The sequence below is a fragment of the Cryobacterium sp. M96 genome (assembly GCF_002929845.1).
Lineage (GTDB): Bacteria > Actinomycetota > Actinomycetes > Actinomycetales > Microbacteriaceae > Cryobacterium > Cryobacterium sandaracinum.
In genome coordinates, this window is record NZ_PJJS01000044.1 from 24,375 (window position 1) to 41,412 (window position 17,038).

Annotated in this window: 16 protein-coding genes; 12 read left to right on the top strand and 4 right to left on the bottom strand. The window is 61.2% G+C overall.

Features of this window, described 5'->3' with window-relative positions:
* Nucleotides 1-11 precede the first annotated feature (11 nt).
* Both CXY79_RS06865 and CXY79_RS06870 read right to left on the bottom strand, forming a co-directional pair.
* Nucleotides 12-917, bottom strand: coding sequence for a hypothetical protein (locus tag CXY79_RS06865; protein WP_104100401.1), 906 nt, complete (start codon nucleotides 915-917; stop codon nucleotides 12-14).
* On the bottom strand, nucleotides 914-1,216 hold the full coding sequence (locus CXY79_RS06870) for a hypothetical protein (RefSeq protein WP_104100402.1): 303 nt from the start codon (nucleotides 1,214-1,216) through the stop codon (nucleotides 914-916). The genes CXY79_RS06865 and CXY79_RS06870 overlap by 4 nt, the downstream gene beginning before the upstream one ends.
* A gap of 974 nt (nucleotides 1,217-2,190) precedes the next feature.
* Here CXY79_RS06870 and CXY79_RS06875 point away from each other — a divergent pair.
* From CXY79_RS06875 to CXY79_RS15660, 12 genes are all read left to right on the top strand, one after another.
* A complete protein-coding gene (locus CXY79_RS06875; protein ID WP_158250238.1) occupies nucleotides 2,191-2,700 on the top strand; it encodes a hypothetical protein in 510 nt (169 codons plus the stop codon).
* 72 nt (nucleotides 2,701-2,772) lie between these two features.
* The gene (locus tag CXY79_RS06880; RefSeq protein ID WP_104100404.1) at nucleotides 2,773-3,132 is read left to right on the top strand and encodes a hypothetical protein; all 360 of its coding nucleotides are present in this window, start codon (nucleotides 2,773-2,775) and stop codon (nucleotides 3,130-3,132) included.
* 169 nt (nucleotides 3,133-3,301) lie between these two features.
* Complete coding sequence (locus tag CXY79_RS06885) at nucleotides 3,302-3,646, top strand: hypothetical protein (RefSeq protein ID WP_104100405.1); 345 nt, start codon at nucleotides 3,302-3,304, stop codon at nucleotides 3,644-3,646.
* A gap of 298 nt (nucleotides 3,647-3,944) precedes the next feature.
* Complete coding sequence (locus tag CXY79_RS06890) at nucleotides 3,945-5,072, top strand: AAA family ATPase (protein ID WP_199186733.1); 1,128 nt, start codon at nucleotides 3,945-3,947, stop codon at nucleotides 5,070-5,072.
* A complete protein-coding gene (locus CXY79_RS06895) occupies nucleotides 5,069-7,444 on the top strand; it encodes a S8 family peptidase (RefSeq protein ID WP_146068103.1) in 2,376 nt (791 codons plus the stop codon). The genes CXY79_RS06890 and CXY79_RS06895 overlap by 4 nt, the downstream gene beginning before the upstream one ends.
* A gap of 14 nt (nucleotides 7,445-7,458) precedes the next feature.
* Nucleotides 7,459-8,430, top strand: coding sequence for a hypothetical protein (locus CXY79_RS16185; RefSeq protein WP_199186734.1), 972 nt, complete (start codon nucleotides 7,459-7,461; stop codon nucleotides 8,428-8,430).
* Nucleotides 8,420-9,328 carry a hypothetical protein gene (locus tag CXY79_RS06905; protein ID WP_104100407.1) on the top strand — a complete coding sequence of 303 codons (909 nt, stop codon included), beginning with the start codon at nucleotides 8,420-8,422 and terminating at the stop codon, nucleotides 9,326-9,328. The genes CXY79_RS16185 and CXY79_RS06905 overlap by 11 nt, the downstream gene beginning before the upstream one ends.
* Before the next feature lie 3 nt (nucleotides 9,329-9,331).
* On the top strand, nucleotides 9,332-10,366 hold the full coding sequence (locus CXY79_RS16190) for an ImmA/IrrE family metallo-endopeptidase (RefSeq protein WP_199186735.1): 1,035 nt from the start codon (nucleotides 9,332-9,334) through the stop codon (nucleotides 10,364-10,366).
* Nucleotides 10,367-10,451: 85 nt separating this feature from the next.
* Complete coding sequence (locus CXY79_RS06915; protein ID WP_104100408.1) at nucleotides 10,452-11,096, top strand: multiubiquitin domain-containing protein; 645 nt, start codon at nucleotides 10,452-10,454, stop codon at nucleotides 11,094-11,096.
* Between the two features lie 5 nt (nucleotides 11,097-11,101).
* A complete protein-coding gene (locus CXY79_RS06920) occupies nucleotides 11,102-11,494 on the top strand; it encodes a hypothetical protein (protein ID WP_104100471.1) in 393 nt (130 codons plus the stop codon).
* Nucleotides 11,495-11,643: 149 nt separating this feature from the next.
* On the top strand, nucleotides 11,644-12,915 hold the full coding sequence (locus CXY79_RS06925; protein ID WP_199186736.1) for a ThiF family adenylyltransferase: 1,272 nt from the start codon (nucleotides 11,644-11,646) through the stop codon (nucleotides 12,913-12,915).
* 275 nt (nucleotides 12,916-13,190) lie between these two features.
* Nucleotides 13,191-13,652, top strand: coding sequence for a hypothetical protein (locus CXY79_RS15660; protein ID WP_146068104.1), 462 nt, complete (start codon nucleotides 13,191-13,193; stop codon nucleotides 13,650-13,652).
* 270 nt (nucleotides 13,653-13,922) lie between these two features.
* Here CXY79_RS15660 and CXY79_RS06930 read toward each other — a convergent pair whose 3' ends face one another.
* Together CXY79_RS06930 and CXY79_RS06940 are read right to left on the bottom strand one after the other, a co-directional pair.
* Nucleotides 13,923-14,687: a dihydrofolate reductase family protein gene (locus CXY79_RS06930; RefSeq protein WP_369827951.1), complete on the bottom strand. Its 765-nt coding sequence runs from the start codon at nucleotides 14,685-14,687 to the stop codon at nucleotides 13,923-13,925.
* A 1,970-nt stretch (nucleotides 14,688-16,657) separates the two neighbouring features.
* Nucleotides 16,658-16,885 (bottom strand): hypothetical protein, encoded by a 228-nt coding sequence (locus tag CXY79_RS06940; RefSeq protein WP_104100411.1) that lies wholly within the window; start codon nucleotides 16,883-16,885, stop codon nucleotides 16,658-16,660.
* Between the last annotated feature and the right edge of the window lie 153 nt (nucleotides 16,886-17,038).

Sequence of the window (17,038 nt, forward strand, 5' to 3'; positions counted from 1 at the left end):
GAAATCCCTGATCAAATTGATTTATGGGATGTGTGCGGCGTGACGCTGTGCCCTGTTTTGGGGGCAAATGTGGCGATTTTGTCGAGGGCTGCGAGATTCTTCAGCCCGGAAATTCGGAGCAATTCTCGAGGTGGAGTGCCGACTTGGAGGTGTTCGAGCAGCCATGTCGTGCGCATTCGGCTGGGTCGCACATCCAGTTCGGTGCGCGATCTCAGTAGAAAGTCGGTGATCTGTCCTGGGCTTGCGCCGGTTCGCCCGGGACGAAAGATCAGTGCGGCCGGGTCGAGATCTCCGAGGATTCGGCGAAGGGGGCGCTGCCAGTCGGGGCGGATCGGAACGACGCGCGGACGGCTCTCCCACACGATTACGTGCATCTGGTCATCGCGGGTATCTAGGTCTGTGACCCGAGCGCCGAGTATTTCCCGAGTGGCGAGGCCGGCGCCCAGCCCAAGGGCCAGGAGGGCAATGGCGTCACGGTGACGTCGTGGTGTGCCCTGTGCTGTCGCCCAACTGTGCAGTGCTGCGACCTCATCGCGTGTGTAGGGCCTCGTAGGAGCCGAGCGTGGGATTGCGCGCCGCAGGCGAACCGCCTCGGAGGGGTTCAGAGCCTCCACCATGAGAGACAGGGTCGCCCGATGCGTGGCTCTGCTGCCGCGGGTATAGGCCGTCATGCCGAGATGGATGAACTCTTCGACGATGGCTCGGCGGAAGATGCGCGGCCGTTCCAACGGTGTGCCTCGGCTCTGCCAGCACCAAAGCACGAATGCCACGGTGGCCGGATACAGCGACCGCTTGTCACGACCGGAGATGCTCGCGGTGGCATCGACGGCGTCGGTGACGAATTTGCCGATCGTGTCCCAATAGGGCAAGGCATTGATCGGCCGGTAGTCGAGCGGCGACACAGCCTCCGCGGTCATGGCGTGCCCGAATCCTCAGGCAGCGGTTCGATGCGGATGACGGGGGTGGATTCGCGTGTTGTGAACCAGACGCCTGGAATCCACAGGTTGATCAGCAGCAGTAGGGGCTTGCCCAGGCGGCACTGCATGACCTCGACAAGGTCGATGTCTTCGCCGTCGCGGCGGAGGCCACGACGTGCCACGAGAGTCGGATTTGTCGTTCGCCGAAACAGGCGCCGGTTGAAGTCGAGGGTGTAGCGGCTACCGGATTCTGTCGTCACGAGATAGCGGCCTGTTGCCTCGTCCGTCAGCGCGTACATGCTCCATCTCCGTTCTTGCGGCGGAGACACCCGCCTGCCGAATGACTCGGGCCGCTGAAGCACAACGGTAGGCAAAAGCCGGAAATCAAACCACCGACTCAGCGACAAACCCGCGCTCGATGATCTTCCGCAGCACCGCGCATAGGTCCGGGTGAGGCCGCAACACCTGCGACCCGGAAGGGCGCACCATGCGGCACAGAACGGATCCGGCAGACCTCCACGCGAGGGCCGTCAGGCTGTGGATACAGACCGGAGAACCTGACGCACAGTCAGTGTTCTACGCTGAGGCGGACAGGATCCTGTCATCAGGGCGAGAGTCAGATAACGGCGGAACCCCTAAGCGAGCAACCAATTGGGTCGCAGCACTCCACCGCTACGAAGAATTCGCGCGAACCTGCGGCCGTAACCCTCGTGAGAACACCAGAGACCGCGCCAGTCTGCCCGGCGACGAGCGTCGCTTGGGGGAGTGGGCCCGGTACCAGCGCCGCTTCCCAGAAACTCTCACCAGCTACCAGAGAATGCGGCTCGACGTCTCGCCCGCCTTCGATTGGGACCCTCACGAACGCGTGTGGCAAGCGCAACTTACAGCATGCTTGCGGCACCTTCGAGACCACGGCCGGCTCCCATACCTGAACGGTTCAGAGAGAGCTGAGTTCACTCTCGCCCGCTGGCTCGGACGCCAACTTCGGCAACTGCAAACGGGCACCCTCCGCAAGGACCGCGCCATTCTCCTAACCCACCTACTGAACCTCGCGGCCGAAATCGGTGAAACACCGAGCTTGTGACAAGGTCCTGGAATCTCGATGGCAGGTCGTCAACCAGGCTGTATCTTCGTTCGAATACAGAGTTCGAGGAACGGCATCGCGCCGTTCGTGAGCCCTACCTCGTGACAGATCTGAGAGGACGACATGGGAGCGAATCGCGAGGTGACCCGCACGCCACTCTTCCTGGATGTCGACGGCGGACTCTGCGCCATGCCCCTCAAGAACGCGGCGGTATCGCGGGACCTGGAAAGATTTCCAACGTTCGCCCCTGACCCGTACCCACAGCATGCCTGGGTCAGCACCGCCGTGGTCGCCGCCTTGAACGAATTGATCGACGAGAGGCTCGTCGAGCCGATCTGGTGCTCGACATGGGATGCCGGCGCCAACTTCCTCATTCCCGCGCTCGGGCTACACGGAGGCCCGTGGCGGGTCGCGCCGGTGGGCACGCGGCAGGGAGACCTGATGTTTCGCGACATCTGGATCAAGACGCAAGCCGTCAGCCGTGTCGTGACGAACCAGGATTTCGTCATGGTCGACGACCTTCTCGGCGACGAGCATCGCAGACCATGGACACCGCAACGCCGGAGCATGCATCAGACCTTCGGGAGCACGGCCTCACTCCTGGTCGGCACCAAGCCCGAGTGGGGATTGACAGCCGTTGACGTACTTCGTGTTCGGGCGTACGTCCAACAGCCGGCGGGTGCAGTCGATGCGCCCTAGGACCTCGTGCGACGAGGCCGTGGTCGATATGGACAAACCAGGACCAGCCAAGTCGCGAATGGAGACCCACGTGTGAACGATAATGACGGCGGAGATAACAGTGACTCCGATGTGGTCCTCACGACCGGACTCCAGGAGATTCCTGACATTCCCGGCGTCTACACGGTGGAGACGCTCTCGGGAACTGTCCACCTCATATCCACTGTTGGTCGGTTGACGTGGAAAAGGTTGCCGACGCCCACCTCGGGTTCGGCAGTTTACGACGGTCAGTGCGTGATCCTAAGTGAGATGGAGGATTTCGTTGTTGGGCGACGCGGTCGCCTGACCGTCTCGGATTCCAGTTATCTGTATGGCAGCACGACACATTTGACGGCTCGCATCATCAGAATCACCGTTGAACCGGGGAGTGCGCAACTCGGTAAACGCACGTGAGCCTGCACTTGGAGGCAGGGCAGAGGCCTCAGGTCCGCCTGACGTAGCAGACCGATTCGGAGAGACTCCGGTCTCCTCGGTCATTGCAAACGAGTCGTCTGCGGGATGTCGAACTGAACAAAGTAGTCGATCCGAGCACCTCGTTTCCAAGTCGCGCATAGATGACGGTATGAGACACGACGATTCAGCAATCAATTCCATCCTCCAGGCCGACCCGCTGCTCAACGAACTTCAGAACGACTGGTTCGTCAGCCTGATGGAGTTCTTCCACGCGTGGGAGCACAATCCATCCGCGGAGTCCCTCAACGGTCCAGCCCGAAACGTAATGAACAGGCAATCGGAATACAACATGGCGGCTGCGCAAACGAGTTCGATGCTTGAACAGGCATTCGACTACATGCGCCACGGGCAGACATGCTGGAGAGAATGTTGCGTGACCGAGTATCTCAACCTTGAGAAGGCCACGCTCGTCTTCGACCCGCTGGGCGTCATGGGCACAGACATCAGCTTCTGACGGCGAGCCACCGACGGTACTCATCAACCGCCCGCAGTGCCCCTCAGCTGAACGGCTGAGGGGCACTGCGGTGGTTTGTTGGCCGGGCAATCCGAATTCATCAGGGGCATTTCGAAGATCATGCCCGTCTCTACCGCCCAGAGCAACGCGGGCTGGCTTGCGCACAACTTCGTTGGCGCTCGACAAGACCGGTCTGCCGCCGCCCGCAGGAGGGGTTGCGGTACCCTGCTTGCGCCTCGGTACGGATTCCGGTGCTTATCGTTTACCGGTGTCATCGGCCGGCTGTAGGGTGGTAAACATGGCAGCCCCAAAGACTACTCTTTACCAAGAGCCGGGCGGGCTCGAACGAGCGCTGGTCGACTTGGTACGCATTGGCGCGCGCGGGCACGCGGGCGGGGTGCGTCAGCTCGCTGGCCGACTGATGCGAGCAATTCCACCAGAAGTGTCCGACGCTGGTGCGTTCCGAACTGCAGTTCATGAGGCACTATCCGCGGCCAATCCGTCAAACGGTCTCCGGTTCGACAGCGGGGCGATTCCTACAGATGCTGAGGGACTGCACTCGCTTGTGAACGTCGATGCGGTTCCCGGTGCTGACGAATTCATCGCTGATGAGCGGCTTGCTGCTCAACTGCAAGAGATCGTGGCTGAGCGTAAGCGTGCCGAGGAATTGGCGCGCGCGGGCGTCTCAGTGAGCCGGACTGTCTTGTTTTCGGGCCCGCCGGGGGTGGGCAAGACGCTCGCCAGCCGATGGATCGCGCAACAGCTCGAACTGCCGCTGGTGACCCTGGATCTCGCGTCCGTCGTTTCGAGCTATCTGGGTAGTTCTGGTCGGAACATCAAGTCGGTCCTGGAGTTCGCGAAGTCCGGACCCTGCGTGTTGTTCCTGGACGAATTCGATGCCGTCGCCAAGCGGCGCGATGATGATACTGACATCGGCGAGTTGAAGCGGATCGTCAACGTGATACTTGTCGAGCTTGATCGCTGGCCAGAGACGAGTCTGTTGGTTGCTGCTACGAACCACCCCCAGTTGCTAGATGAGGCGATTGATCGCCGATTTGACCGTGTATTGAGCTTCCCACTCCCTGGCGACTCTGAACGGCGCGCCCTCCTCACTAGGGCTAACCAAAGCGACGTACCCATCGCGGTCATCGAGCTAGCGGCCGCTCTGTGGGAAGGGCACAGCCACTCTGACATCGTGCGATTTTGGGAGCTCTGTCGACGGAAGGCGATATTGCACGATCTCACCCTCGAATACGTCGTGGTGAATCAATTGATTGAGCAGTTTCCGACAACTGAGCTACGGACCTCAGTGTGGCGACACGCTCATGAGCAGTTAGACATGTCTAATCGTAAGATCGCGACGCTTGCAGGCGTCAGCCATCCGACGGTTGCCACGGGCATCCGTCAAGCAAAGGACACGATGTGACAGATATCGGTGCAGCGGGCAACGTAGCCCGACGCCTACTCCTGAATGGGGAATCACTCCGTCTTGATGTGGAGCCCGCGCCGACCGGAGGCGGTCCGAAGTATGAGCCCTTCACATCCGAGCAAGCACGAGAGTGGCTCCTTCCTCAGGTCCGGTCTGCGCGTGCCAATATTCAGGGGCTTCCTGACTCGCTGCGAGCGGCGGACCGCGTCTACGTCGAAGCTAAGCTTCTGCCAAACTACATCGCTCCTACCTACTACCCCGAGGCCCTTCTCGGCTTCATCGGTGCCGTCCCCGTCGGTTCGCGCGCCGACACTGGCACACTCCGCACCGCGTCGATGGAGAAACTGAGCGGCACCCGACGACTAATCCTCGCCGTCGACAACGCGGCGCTGGAACGACTAGAAGAACTTGTCAACGCACCTGGCACAGGCCGCAGCGCTCTGCAGGCGTTTTCGCAGATACGACGCCTAGAGGAATTTGCTTCGCCAGCGCCGAGCACCGTTCTGCGAACCAGCCCTGGAATTGACGCCTCAGCGGGCGAGCATTCCGTGTGGGAAGCAGTGCTCCACCCCAGCACGGTGCGATCCGGCGAACCAGTACCGATCGACGACGAGGCGCTGGAGCGGTGGATCGCTTTGGTTGAGTCACGCGGCGGAGAAGTGCACCGAGACTACCTCCGCCAGGTGGGTGGCCTCACTTTCATGCCGATTCGCGCGTCATCAACCGATGTACCTGAGCTAGCGAGATTCAACCCACTGCGGGTCCTTCGGCCGATGCCCGCAATCCGGCCACGCCCACGATTCGGACTTCGAAGCGGGAGCCGAGTTGTCGCGCCTGCCGTTCGCGGTGCGCTTGCTGATGTGACAACGGTGGCGGTATTCGACGGCGGTGTACATGACCGAGGCCGGAGTGGTCTGTTTCCGATACCAGTTATCGATCTGACCCCGGAAGCGGTAGACGCGGATGATCTCGATCACGGCACAGGCGTGACCGGAGCCGTGCTGTACGGGCTGCTGGAATCGGGTTCGCAGGCGCCGCAACCACCGCTGCCGGTGGAGAGCTTCCGCGTCATGCCCGCTCCCTATAAACCGGGAGATCTCGACGGATATTGGATCCTCGATCGTATCAAGGAGACTTTGGCCGAGGACCGCCACAAGCTCGTGAATCTGAGTCTCGGCCCCACGCTCGCTGTCGAAGACGACATGGAGCCAAACCGCTGGACCGCAGAGTTGGATCAACTTGCATGGGAACGGGACATCGTTTTCGTCGTGGCTGCGGGGAACGACGGAAACCAGCACCCGGATACGGGCTTGCACAGAGTTCAGGTCCCCGCTGATATGGCCAACGCTGTATCTGTCGGAGCATGTGATGCGCCTGCTCCGGACCGTCCCTGGGCGCGGGCCCCCTACTCTTCGATGGGACCCGGACGACCCGGAAGCCGAATCCAACCAATGGGCGTGCAATTCGGCGGGGTCGATGACCGGTTGTTTAATGTTCTGCGCACCGACGGAAGCTTCCTCGAGGCCAGCGGAACAAGCTTCTCGGCACCAGTTGTAACCCACGCCCTGGCGGATCTTGTCACTCGACTGCCCCGCGTCAACAGCAGTGTGCTTCGTGCGTTCGCCACCCACTTTGCGGAGCGTCATCGAGCATTCAAGGCGAGGCAAGATGAGCTTGGCTTTGGGCGTCTGCCGCTTTCATTCGCTGACGCTCTGGATTGCGGGCCCGACGAGGCACACGTCCTGTTCGTCGATCAGATAGCGCGCGGTGACATCCTCGGCTATCAACTCCCAGTGCCCAGATCCTTCTCGAGTGCGGCGAAGGTCTCGGTCACGCTTGCATACGCTTCACCCGTGGAGCCGACCCAGCCGACCGAGTACACCTCCGCTTCGCTTGAGCTCACCTTGCGACCGCACCGCAACATGTTCCGATTCTCACCTCCACAAGGCTCGACGGAGAAGGCGCGGAACGTCGACCTAACTTCGATCGAAGCGCGAACCTTGCTGACGGCTGGGTGGACGAGCAGCCAGGAACCGGTGACGAAGACCCTCACAAGCGCGGCAAGCTCGAACGAGGCGGATCTTCGCGATTCGGGCAAGTGGGAGACATTGCGACACCACCGAGTCAGCTTCGCCGCCGGCGAGATCGATGACGCAAGGCTCGAGTTGCGTTACTTCGCTCGCCGAGCGGGCGCTCTCGACGGATCCCCAACCGAAGTGCCGTTTGCAATTCTCGTCTCCGTCTCCGATCCCAACTCCAGCGGAACGCTCTATGACGAAGTCGCCGCACAGTTCGCTGCACTCCGACCTGTGCAACGGGTTGCCGGACGGCTTCGACTGCGTGGCGGTCGCCAAAACGCCTGGTACTAGCGCGGAGTCTTGAAATGACCACAACATTGATTCGGGACGAAGCACTCGCCCGTGGGACGCTCGGCATGGCCGCGCTCGCGATGATGCGACGCGTATTCGCAGAGCAGCTGCCCAGATTTCCTGGACTCCGCGATACTGCCACCGTCGACGATTTCGTCAACAGCTTCTTCGAGGACAAGGGCGCCGGGTATAGCAACGCAATCACCGCGCTCCCAGATGACCGCGCCGCGAAGCAGGAGACCCGAAAGTGGGTCGAACGATGGCTCGTTGACCTCACCCGCAAGCAACCCTGGGGTGCGCTCAGGAACCGCCTTGAGAAACGGCTCGAGCGCTCCACCCTGTTCAGCCCGTCGGTCGCGAAGCATTACTGGTTCCTCACAGGCGGCGAGGATGTCGATCGTCATGTCACTCAAACCGGGCTTCGGGAAATTGCTGCTCTTGCTCCAGTTGAGATGCCGATCGCCACTGGCAATGCGTCTGCGAGGCTAGGGCGTCCGGGGCAGCTGGAAGAGATGCTGCGAAGAGTTCTCGTCGCGGCGGGCCGGCTGCATGTGAGCGACCTCACTAAAATCTGCGCAGACAGGTTCCCGTCGCTCCTGGAGACGGGAGATGTCCTCGCGGCAACGGTTGATGCAGATTGGGACATCGTCGAAGAAATGACCCCCGCGATCGACAGTCCAGCAGCCACCGAGATCAAGCTAGACGACGAGCATCTCGCCCAGCAGTTGATGCCGCGGTTCACGGACACCGAACGAGCAGCCATCCGCCACGGGGGAGACGCGGCAGCGCTGGCAAAAGACCTTGGAATCGGCCGAACTAGCGCCAACAACGTTGTTCAGAAACTTCGGGCTCGACTTACGGAATTGGCAGGGGACAGCGCAAGAAGCCAGGGCGTTCTCACGGCCTTGCTAAGTCTCGTACTGGACGATTCGCTCGGTGTCCCGTCAATACAAAGTGAAGATATGGAGGACTCCAATGTCGTCTGAAGCATCAGAGCGCTGGATCGCGCTCTCCAAGACATTCCCTGTAGGACCGAAACGAAGAAACGGCATGCTTCGAAGCGCTCAACCGACCGATGGTGTCGTGGCGGGGCAGTTGCGGCAGGCCTACTGGGGCGACGCCAGGCTTGTGGTCCTCATCGACATTATCGACGACGTCGCCGCGCTAGCCTCCGTGTTCCCAGCCTGTCTGGAACCCGGGGTTGAAAACAGCACGGCCGTCATCATCGAAGGGGACGCCAGCCCTTTACACGGCCTTGTCACGGTATGGCCTGATTCCCCGGCGATAATTCCATTCGCAACGCTGGGCTCGACGATCGCCACAATCTCGAAACCTCAGCTCCGGGCCATTCGATCAGCTCCTTCAAACGACCCGATTGCCGACGGCCTTCGTCGCGGGCACGGAGAACCGGCACTTGAATCTGGCGCTGCCCTCGCTCTTGCCGACCTATTCGATGCGATTGACGTGCTCCAAAGTGCACCACGGCTACAACTGGCCAGCTCGGACACCGCCGCCGCCCAGTTACAGGTTCCGCTTCCGACCATCATGAGCGTCTTGCAAGCACCGCAGCCCCGCGCGATGGCAATTCGAATGGGTAAAGAACCGCTAACAGTGGAGGAGGCCGACCTCCTTGCCGCGGCAACAGAAGTCCCGCTGAGCCATATCCTCGGGGCGGTCGCACCGCTGCCGTTGGACCTCCAGCGCGAATTGCAAGAGCCTCGCTGGCGTTCCCACATTCGGAATCGAGCAATCGACGGGGACGAGGATCGCGCCCGCACGCGCCTCGGATACGAGGCCTATCAGCTCGCCGCTCGCGAGACAGGCCAAGGACGCGAGCTTTGGCGTCAGCGCCTCGACACCGTCCTCGCCACGGATAACCGATAGCCAATGCGCGCCACCTTCGATGACGCTCCGGCTCAAGTTGAGGCGATGCTGAGCGCTTGGGAAGCCCTTGGGGGATCTCTCGATGACCTCACACTAGATGCATTCGCGGCATTGGAACAGCGTGTCGACCTCTCTGTTCTCCGGGTGCCGGAGCTCATTCCGGCGGACTCGCACCTGGGCTGCTCCGTCGCTGGCGGGTATCGCTGGGAGCCGCCAACCCTGGTAGTGACGGAGTCACTCTCACGTCGTCGCCAGCAGTTCACGCTCTTGCATGAACTTGGCCACCACATTCAGAAGACAAACATAGACCTGGGCACAAAGATAGTTGAGCACCGGGACCCTGAGGCATTCGAGGACGCTTGCTGCGACGCGTTCGCCGCACGGATACTCCTCCCTGACGACCTTGTCAACGCGCACATCTCCAATCGCGGTCCCTCTGTTCGCACCGCCGTCGAACTGTTCGAGACTTCGAGCGCTTCGCGCGCGGCTATTTGCGTCCGCCTTGCCAACCGTCTTCAATCGCCAGGCGCGGTCGTTGTCGTCACTGAAGACGGAATCGTGACCTTCGCTGCGGCCGGTGGCGGTCTATATCCCCCTGCTCGCGGTAGTGACCAGACTGAGAATTCGCTCGTCCGCGCGGCGCTCGGCGACGACGATGACAGCCGCACGTTCGTGCGCGATGACGCGCAGATCTGGTACCGCGATGGCCACACATCTGAACGGCTCTACGGGCAGGGGGCATGGGCTGGCGACCTGCTATTTCTGGTAATGGTCGAGTACAGTGCCCCGTGGTTGGCGATGTCGCCACCCCGAGACGGTACCGTCCAACACACGACCGCCCGCTGGGAGCAATGCGAGCACTGCAACAAGACGTTCGTCATCAGGTTCATCTGCCATAAATGTGGGCAACCTCGCTGCAGATCGGGTCACTGCGGGTGCACCTCCAAGATGAAGAAGACGTGCGTGGAGTGCTTCCTCCAGAAGCACAGTAATCAATTCGCTCCCGGCTCCAAAACGTGTCTGGAATGCGCGAGTTGATCACAGGTTGGACGATTCGGGAGTTGTCCCGTCTCTAACTGTTGAGCGGGCATCCGGCCCGCCAGACAGCAGTTAGGAGCCCACCGTGGCACCCACAGACAAGACCCAAATCCACATCGACGGCGAACCGATCGACGTGACGGAGCGGCGCCTCACCGGCGCCCAGCTGCGCGCGTTCGTAACACCGCCGGCTGAAAACCTATGGCTCGATGTAGCCGATGCACCGGACCACCCTGTCGTACCCACAGAGTCTGTGGTAGTCGAGAACGGGATGCGATTCTTCACCGATCGCTCCCGCACTATTTACCTCGACAAGGTGCCCTACGTAGTTCGCACGGCGGCGCTCATTGAAACTCAGCTGCGTGGCCTCCCCACGCCGCTTGTGCCTGACAGCCATGGGATCTGGAAGGACATCCCGGATGACCTGGACGACCCCATTGAGACCGGCGAGATCGTTGCGATCGTCAACGGTGACCGCTTCTTCACCAAGCCTCTCCCTCAGAAGAAGATCAGCGTCACCGTCAACCGCCGTCCGGTCACTATCCACGGCGCCGCTCAGACTGGCATGTCGATCAAGGATTCCGCGATAGCTCAGGGCGTTCCCATCAAGATCGACTTCCTTCTGTCCCGCAAGGACGGCCCGAAGTTCAAGCCTGTCGACGATAACGTGCACATCCGTGTCCGGGACGATGACGAGTTCCGCGCGAACGACGGGGATGACAACTCGTGAACACGATGACGACTTCCGCCGTCATCCTGGAAGCGATCGACGAGCTCGAGCAGACGTTCGCGGACGCCATCGTCACGACTGAAGACGACGCCGCAGGCGGAGTATGGGTATCCATCAGCAATGTCCCGGTCGGGCCGGCCTATGAGCAGGAAAGCTCGTGGATGGCATTCCAGATCACATTTCCTTATCCAGAGGCCGATGTATACCCGCTGTTCGTGCGCCCCGATCTCCGTCGCAAGGATGGCGGTGCTCACGGCGAAGGCTTCCAGTCCGTTCCTTGGGGTCCGCGCGGCGAGAACGGAACGCAGCTGTCACGCCGTAGCAATCGACTCGACCCCGCACTCGATACGGCCGCGACCAAGGTGTTGAAGGTGCTCAAGTGGCTCGGCAAGCAGTGATCGGCGATTGGACAGTCGTAATCACCGGGGAGCAATGGTCCGTCCTGCACGGTCACCTATTCCCCGGTGATGGGGACGAGCACGGCGCGATCCTCCGATGCGGGATTGCGCACGGCCCCCGTGGCATACGGTTACTCGTCCGAGACGTCGTGCCGGCAATCGACGGTGTCGAGTATGTAGAAGGAAACCGGGGCTATCGCAAGCTAACCGCCGAATTCGTCGCAGAGAACATCGATATGTGCGCGCAAGAAAAGCTCGCCTACGTCGCGGTGCACAACCACGGCGGGCGCGACCGCGTCGGTTTCTCTGGGACCGACATGGCATCCCATGAACGCGGATACCCAGCGCTACTGGACATCAACGACGGAGTCCCCGTCGGCGCACTTGTGTTCGCCAACAACGCCGTGGCTGGCGACATCTGGACCAACGACGGGAAACGCCACACGATCACCGACATGCGTGTTGCAGGTCGGCCCCAGCTCACACTCACGCCGGAGCCGGAGGCCGCCCAGGTGGCGGACTCAACATACGACAGACAGGCACGTATCTTCGGTGATCGCGGGCAGGCGATCCTCGCTGGATCCAAAGTCGCCGTGATCGGGCTTGGCGGAATCGGCTCCCTCATTTCCGAATACCTTGCCCGACTCGGAGTGGGAGAACTCGTGCTCGTCGATCCGGATCGCCTCGATCCGACCAACCTGCCGCGCGTCGTCGGCGCCCGCCGATCCGACGCGATGCCTCTGCTCCAAAACGACGCCCGACCGCAGTGGATGCAACGACTTGGCGCCCGTCTCGCGACCACCAAGGTGAAGATCGCCGCCAGAGTCGCTCGGCAAGCATCCCGAAGCATGCGCATCACCGCAGTTCCGCGCTCCGTTGTCGAAGCGGACGTCGCGGTGCTGTTGACCGACTGCGACCACATCTTCCTCGCCGCGGACTCCGCTCTCGCCCGTCGCTTAGTCAACGCGATCACTCACCAGTACCTCATCCCCAATACCCAAGTCGGCTCGAAAGTCACGGTCATCGATCGGCAGATCGCCGATATTTTCTCCGTATCTCGAATGAGCGGTCCGGGCAGTGGGTGCCTTCAGTGCAACGGCCTGATCCCCGCATGGAAGCTAACGGAAGAAGCCACTAGCGACGTCCAACGTCGCCGACAGCGATACATAAACGACGAGGACGTCCACGCCCCCAGTGTGATCACCCTCAACGCGGTCGCCGCATCGCGTGCAGTCGATGACTGGCTCATGGCCATCGGCGGCCTCACGGATTCGGAAGCGAGCGCCGACCATTGGGTCTCATATCACCCACTCACCGATGAAGTAGTCGAGCATGAACCCGCGAGGTCACCCGATTGCCGCCATTGCGGTGCGTCTCGATTTGCTCGGGGTGACCAAGTGCCACTGCTCGCGAAAACCTAACGGTGGAGAGGGCGGGACGGACCGTCCGGTGACGAAAGCGTTCGCTGGGGCTCGCAATCGTTGGCGCTCGGCTCGGTCCCTCAATTAGTGGTCCGGCGACGGGATGTCGTTCGCGCGGGTGGCACGATTTTAGCCGCAAAGCGGCTAACAGCGGTAAGAGATGCATATCGCGATGCGGGGGCCGTATCTATATAAAGCGTCGCGGCGCCGGCCCGCCTGGAGACGACGACGCCAAATCGACCATCCACACGCGCATGATCTGCCATCGTTAGGTCATGGACCTCGACGCTGTGAATAACACGGTTGGTGACGTGCTCGACGCGATGCTGGCGACTGATCCTCGGGAACACCGATTGCCTCGGGGATTCGGATGGCCCGCGGGGGCTTGCGAGGACGCCTCTGCTGTGGTGGCGGCGATCCTCGAAGACCGGCGGCTGGGCCGGTGGATCTTCGTGACCGCTGGTCGGCCCGATGGCGAGCCGGATGGTCACGCGTGGCTTGAATGGCGGGCTGCCGACGGCGGTCTGCTCTACTCGATTGATTCAACCATCCATCAGTTTGCCGGGTGGTCCGAGCCATTTATCGGTGAGGGACAGACACCAGCCGCTGCTATCTTCTCTGTCGTTCGGTGGGAAGGGGCCATCTGGGATTGGCCCGATCTCGGACCGCCCGACATGCCACTTCCGAGGCTAATTACAGCTGTCAGAGAGCAGCTAGGTTGCGATCACTCTGAGTGAGAAGTATCTCGGGTGCGCAACCGCTTCAAGCCTCGCTGATCCGCGCCCCCTCACGTTGAACAGATCGCAAAGCACTGGTCGACCTGCCCGGCAGAACGCCCGCGACGCCCGTCAACTGCAACACACGAGCACAGTCTCATAACTCATCGATGTCGGGAAGCACTCACGGCGGCGCGATCTTAGCGGGCAGAAGGCTCGGTACATCTCGGAAGCTCGCTACGGGACGAGCCTTTTCGGGGCACAGTTGGAAATACCGGGGGGAGACTACTTCTATGGCGGAGTGTCCGCGCGGTGTTGCCGAATTTGGGTAAGTCCGCGGAGGCGATCCCGAACTTGTCTGCGCGATCGGGGGTGCGGCCCGCGCGGCGCAAGCTGCGCCCGAGCCGTCGTTCCGTCGTGAGGGAGCGGCCAACGTGCCAGGACAAAACACGTCAAGCCGTAACTCGCGTGGGCCGGTATCGCACGGCGACTGCCCCCCGACCGGAACTCATGGCGGTCCACGAGCTCGAGCTGGATGCGCTCACGCAGACCGGCGAGCAACGTCGGCCCGTGTCCGGCAAGGACCGGCTGCACGAGGAACTCGTATTCGTCGATCAGTCCCAGATCTGCCAACGCCAGGGGGAGCGTCACGCCACCTACCCACAGGCCCTCGCCTGACTCCTGCTTGAGTTGCTGAACCGCTTGCGCCAAGTCGCCTTGCACTAGCTCGGCGTTCCAATCGACCTCGCTCAGTGTGCTTGACACGACGTACTTCTTCGCCCGGTCGATGGTCTCGGCGAACGGGATCTGCCATTTATCCATCCAGTCAGGCCACGTGCCCGTGGCCGGCTTCCGCCACGCTGACTCCATCATCTCGTAGGTCACCCGGGCGAATAGCAGCGCATTGGCTTGCTCGATCTGAGCGGTCCAGTAGCGTATCGAATCCTCGTTCGGGGGAGTCCTGCCTCGTGATGGCGGCAGCCGTCGAGCGTGACGTTGATCGAGTATCGGAGTGGTCTCATCTCGTTGCTCTCCCTTGATGCACGTAGCGCGCATCGCGGACCGAGGGTCAGCCAGGCCGCGTCTTTGCTTGAATTGCTCATGGACGAGGGTAATCGGCCCCGCCCTTTCACGGCAGCGTCAGTGCTCGGATACCGTTGGTTGCGGTCCGCGGGAAACGGTCGTTTGAAAATATTCGGAGCAGAGAGTGCCGCTGACACTCGTGTCTCGGAACTAGCGATGAGTACACAGAACAATGTCCGCCGGATACGCGGCGTGGCCATGAGACGAGCCAGCCCACGAGTTCTTGTCGCACCTGTTCGACGGCCGAGGGGGCTCCTCATAGACTCTTCAACGGTTCGTAGCGCGTCAATTCGCCAATCAAACGAAGGATGTCATTGATTCAATCAGCGTTTGAAGAAGCAGATCAATCAGGACCCGTGGGGCTCGCCGCGTACGAGAATGATGACTTTGCCCATGCAACAGCGCGTGCGAGTCAGCTCATCTGCCTTGCCGTTTACCTGGGTGGTGATGACGAGCAAATTGAGATGATAGCTCCGTTTGCGAGTCACCTTGAGGTTCCCCGGCCACGGCCCGCTACGAAGACCACGCTGCGATATTCCCTCGAATGGCTTGAAGCGATGTCCTTGGGCCTCAAACGTCTAGGCGGGACCGAAGGCAACTCCGAACTGGGAGTCTTTGAAATCGAATTGGTATCTGCGAATCGAGACGTCCCTGGGCGCGACGTGAATCGGCTGTGGCAAAACATCGACAGCTTCCGGTCCTCTCGTGCCGCTTTCGCGCTACTTTACGGATCTCTCCGTGATCACAGCGAGTCCGTACGAGTCGCTGCAGCTAGCGCTCTGCACGCGTTGCATCCCATGCGTAATTCTCAGGTCGTGACCGTCCTTAGTGCAGGACTGGAATCGCAGAGTGCGCTCATCGTAGAAATGGCCCAATCCGCTCTCGCTGACTCTGGACTCTGGTCGCCTCCTCGACAGCCCAATGGCGGAGGCCCGGAGCAGGAAAGCGCGATCGCAACCGAAGCTATCGACTCTGCCAGCGTCATAATCCACGGTACTTTTGCCGCACTTGCCGACGACAAACACCGCTGGTACGACCCGTCGGCGGCGCTGCCCGTTAGGATTCTCCGCGAATCGAGTAGTGACTTGTATGTGGGAATGGACTATTTCCGATGGACAGGGGGATACACGGAGGACACTCGGCGGGCCGGGACCGACAAGCTCTTGCGGTGGTGCAAAAAACATGGTGTGCGCCAGCTCAGCACTGTCTACGCCCACAGTCACGGTGGCAACGTAGTGCTAGACGCCATAGCGCAGGGACTTAAGGTCGAACTTCTTGTCCTGCTGCACGTTCCCATCCTGAAGCGGGACCCGCGCGTGTGGGCTCTAATCGAAAGAAGCGTAGATCGAGTCCTAGACTTGCGGACTCCGCTGGACTGGGTAGTCATTCTCGACGGGCTCAGAACCGGCAGCCGAAACGGCTTCAGTGGAGAGCTGACTTGCGTAGAGCAACCCAGACCACCGGTAACACAATTCACCGCCGTAAGTCACACCCGATATACGAAGGACAATGTTTGGGCGTCCCTTGGCTTGACGTCGTATGTCCTCACCGAGAGATCCCTGATCTAGAGGTTGCATACCTTTCTGCGGCACCCAGTTTGCCTGGGCGGTGTACCAGGACCCTACCGTCTGGACTCCGGTATCTCTGGTGATGGGGCCGTCTCGTTTGCGCTAGATATCGGTGATATTCGGCAAATTCCGAGTTAAAGCTAGAACCTTAAAAGGGGTCGCAGGTTCAAATCCTGTCAGCCCGACCAAAGCCAACGGGACGTTCCCGAAACTCTGCACGCAACGGTGCGGCCGGTCTTGGTGATGCAGTTTCTGGGCTCACCCGGCCCCGGGGACGGTCGGAGCACTGCGAGGCAACGATGCCGAGGTTGAGGGAACAAGACGGTGACGAACTTCACGTCCCGAGTCTGTGACTGACGGGCCCTGGTGCGGTCTCTAATTGCGGGTGAAGCCTTCGAATGGCCGCATGCAGGTCGGACCGAAGCCGTCTCGGATCTTCTTGGCCTCCTCATTCGGATCGCTGAAAATGACGAATCCGGTAATGTCCGCGCATTCGAGGAAGCCCTCGGCGAACTGCGGGAATACCTCGGTGACGTGGCTAACGACGGACGTCGAGTCTCGGTAGCTTTCAAGGATGTGCACCAGCGTCTCGTCCTGGTTCACGGTGTCCTCTCCTGTCGTATCCGCCAACTTTTTTGCGGCCGGCCGCCACGGGGCTCCTCCATAGGCGTTCTCAGAATCCGAGGCAAGGGCAAGGGCAAGGGCAAGCGACGTGACGGTCGCGGAGAATGCCGAATACCTGAACAATCGGTCGAG

What these genes read in the sequence shown, in the direction of transcription:
- CXY79_RS06865 (WP_104100401.1), bottom strand. Translation starts at nt 917, where the DNA reads ATGACCGCGGAGGCTGTGTCGCCGCTCGACTACCGGCCGATCAATGCC.
- CXY79_RS06870 (WP_104100402.1), bottom strand. Translation starts at nt 1,216, where the DNA reads ATGTACGCGCTGACGGACGAGGCAACAGGCCGCTATCTCGTGACGACA.
- CXY79_RS06875 (WP_158250238.1), top strand. Translation starts at nt 2,191, where the DNA reads ATGCCCCTCAAGAACGCGGCGGTATCGCGGGACCTGGAAAGATTTCCA.
- CXY79_RS06885 (WP_104100405.1), top strand. Translation starts at nt 3,302, where the DNA reads ATGAGACACGACGATTCAGCAATCAATTCCATCCTCCAGGCCGACCCG.
- CXY79_RS06890 (WP_199186733.1), top strand. Translation starts at nt 3,945, where the DNA reads ATGGCAGCCCCAAAGACTACTCTTTACCAAGAGCCGGGCGGGCTCGAA.
- CXY79_RS16185 (WP_199186734.1), top strand. Translation starts at nt 7,459, where the DNA reads ATGACCACAACATTGATTCGGGACGAAGCACTCGCCCGTGGGACGCTC.
- CXY79_RS06905 (WP_104100407.1), top strand. Translation starts at nt 8,420, where the DNA reads ATGTCGTCTGAAGCATCAGAGCGCTGGATCGCGCTCTCCAAGACATTC.
- CXY79_RS16190 (WP_199186735.1), top strand. Translation starts at nt 9,332, where the DNA reads ATGCGCGCCACCTTCGATGACGCTCCGGCTCAAGTTGAGGCGATGCTG.
- CXY79_RS06920 (WP_104100471.1), top strand. Translation starts at nt 11,102, where the DNA reads ATGACGACTTCCGCCGTCATCCTGGAAGCGATCGACGAGCTCGAGCAG.
- CXY79_RS15660 (WP_146068104.1), top strand. Translation starts at nt 13,191, where the DNA reads ATGGACCTCGACGCTGTGAATAACACGGTTGGTGACGTGCTCGACGCG.
- CXY79_RS06930 (WP_369827951.1), bottom strand. Translation starts at nt 14,687, where the DNA reads ATGCGCGCTACGTGCATCAAGGGAGAGCAACGAGATGAGACCACTCCG.